The sequence below is a fragment of the Arthrobacter zhaoxinii genome (assembly GCF_024385505.1).
Taxonomy (GTDB): Bacteria; Actinomycetota; Actinomycetes; order Actinomycetales; family Micrococcaceae; genus Arthrobacter_B; species Arthrobacter_B zhaoxinii.
In genome coordinates, this window is the sequence record NZ_JANFLT010000012.1 from 1 (window position 1) to 2,479 (window position 2,479).

The window sequence follows — 2,479 nt, forward strand, 5'->3', positions numbered from 1 at the left end:
ACCCACAGCGCCGATGGTACTGCATCCGGGAGGATGTGGGAGAGTAGGTCACCGCCGGACAATATTTGAAGGTTGAGCCCGTACCAGTGTTGGTGCGGGCTCTTCCTGTTTAACCAGCCCGGATGAGGCAGTCCATGCCGAATATAGGCGCCTCGAGTCATGTTTCGCGGTGCCCGTCACATGTCACGTCGCGGATATCCGCAACCTTTTCCCGGGAGGAAACAGCCGGAACAGCCGGACGCCCTTACAAGCCTGTCCCAGAGAATATAGCCTCGCGATTTCGGGGCGAACGTATGCGGTGCTTGATTATGCACATGAAGCAGCTGCCCTCTTATTCAGCCAGAGAGAGTAGGCGGGACCTTATGGGACGGAGTGCAGCACTCGCGCATATTGGGGGACGTAGGGGGAGGGCCGGAGCTCGGAGGCGCTATCTACTGACAATGCTCGGCGTGGGTGGAGCCGTATTGGCCACATCTTTGACCGCAGTGCCGGCACAGGCCGTTTTCTCAGGGCCAGAGCCGGGTGACACAGTTCCCACCGCCGAGGTCGAAATTACTATGACCGGCGTCGGGATGGGAACCGCGGCGACGGGAGGATTACCGCCCGCCGGGCAGGGATTCGACATCAGCAGCTATCCGCTGGACGTGCCGGAAGGGTACGAGGAAGACAACCCGTCCTTTGCCGGCACCATCCTCACTGCCGATGAGGAGGGGAACACACAGGAGATGTACTGCATCGACATCCGTACCTCTACCTATTCAGGGCTCGGATATGAGAGTGGTACGTGGGGCGAAGCCAACGTACCCAACGTGGGGTACGTGAATCGTGTCCTGAACAGCTACTATCCCGACCAGCCCGGCCTTCCTGCGGAAGCGGCGGACGACAACGTTCGTGCCGCTGCTGTCCAGGCAGCAATCTGGTTCTTCAGCGACGGTTTTGTCCTGCAGGACACCGACCCGCTCCGTCCGCTGGCCCAGGGGATTATCGACGCTGTGCTTGCTGCCGGACCCCTGACTGAACCGCCCACCCCGGACGTTCATATCGATCCTCCGGTGGCGGCCGGGCCCGTGGACGGCGTGACGGGCCCGTTTACCGTCAGTGCTGGCGGCGGGGAGGAACTGACCGTCGAGGCTCCTGCTGGTTTTGCGCTGTTCACGGACCCCGCAGGGACCGTTCCGCTGGTGAACCCGGTTGCGTCGGGTACTCAGGTCTGGGTACGGAGCACCGCGCAGACGACTGACCCGGCTGTCGTGACGGCCAGCGCGGTAGTACCCGTAGAGACAGGCATTGTCTACCTCTATGTAGGCAATAATCCCGACGTGGCTGTAGCGCAAAAGTTGATCCTGGCAGCCAATGCCCAGGTTGAGTCGAATGCCCAGGCGACGGCGGAGTTCTTTGTACCGGGAGACCTGGTAGTGAATAAGGTGTTTGCCGGCGGAGGAATCGGTAGTCAGGGTGCCATCACCCTCACTGCGGACTGCGGCCCGGCGGGCGCCTTTGTCTTTGACATTCCTGCGGGGACGGCTGCGCCGGTGAGCAACACCGTGGCTGACCTGCCGGTGGGTACGGTGTGCGCGGTGACGGAAGGGGTGACCGGATCCACTGTGGAGGTAACGGTGACGCCGGTTCTCCCGGAGCCGGTGACGATCGTCGAAGGCGAGAACGTTGTGGAGGTCATGAACAATGTGGAATTCAACCCGGGCAGCCTGGTCGTGGCGAAAACCGTCACTGGTTCCGGTGCGGGCCTGCAGGACGACATTGTGCTGCACGTCCGTTGCGGTGACGGGCTGATTGACGAGACGTTTGTGATCCCCGAGGGGACTTCGGCGGATACCTTTACCCAGCGGTACGAAGGTATCCCGGCGGGAACGGTGTGCCGTGTTACGGAGTCGGCGTCCGGCGCCAACGAGGACGTCACGGTGGAATCCTCGGGTACGGCGGAGGTAACCATTCTGCCGGGGCAGGAGCTGACGGCTGAGGTGGTCAATGAATATGCCCCGGTGCCGGTCACTGAACGGCTTCCGCGGACCGGGGCGGAAGATGCTGCGTCCATGGTCATGGCAGCAGGTGGTGCCGTCCTGGCCGGATCGCTGTTGGTCCTGGGTTCGTTCCGGAGGCGCAGCCGCTAGTCGAAAAGGGTTCGTTCCGGAGGCACAGCCGCTGGCCCACCAGGGGGTCGAGGGGGTCCGGGGCCCCTGTGCTGAGTGGCTGGACAGTTGGTCGGAGCCGGCGCCCGGCAGGGTGCCGGCTCCGGCTGTGCCGGACGATTTGCGGCTGCGGGCAAACGTGTGTAAAGTTTTAGAAGTCGCCGCGGCCGGGACGCTGGAAAAGCGCCCGAGCATGGCGGCCAAACCCCAACAAAAAAACAGAGTCCTACCGGTGCGTGCCCTTTGCAGGGCCGGCGGGAAAGACTCCGGTTGGTGTGGGGTCCGGAAGAGCGGAAACGCTTTTGCGGTAAAACACTGCAGCGAAGAAGAAA

General features: G+C 62.7%; 1 protein-coding gene. It reads left to right on the plus strand.

The features are described 5' to 3' along the window. Nucleotides 1-557: 557 nt before the first annotated feature. Entirely contained in the window at nucleotides 558-2,129 is a 1,572-nt protein-coding gene (locus NNX37_RS16345; protein ID WP_255793816.1) for a thioester domain-containing protein, read from the plus strand. The last annotated feature ends 350 nt before the right edge of the window (nucleotides 2,130-2,479 follow it).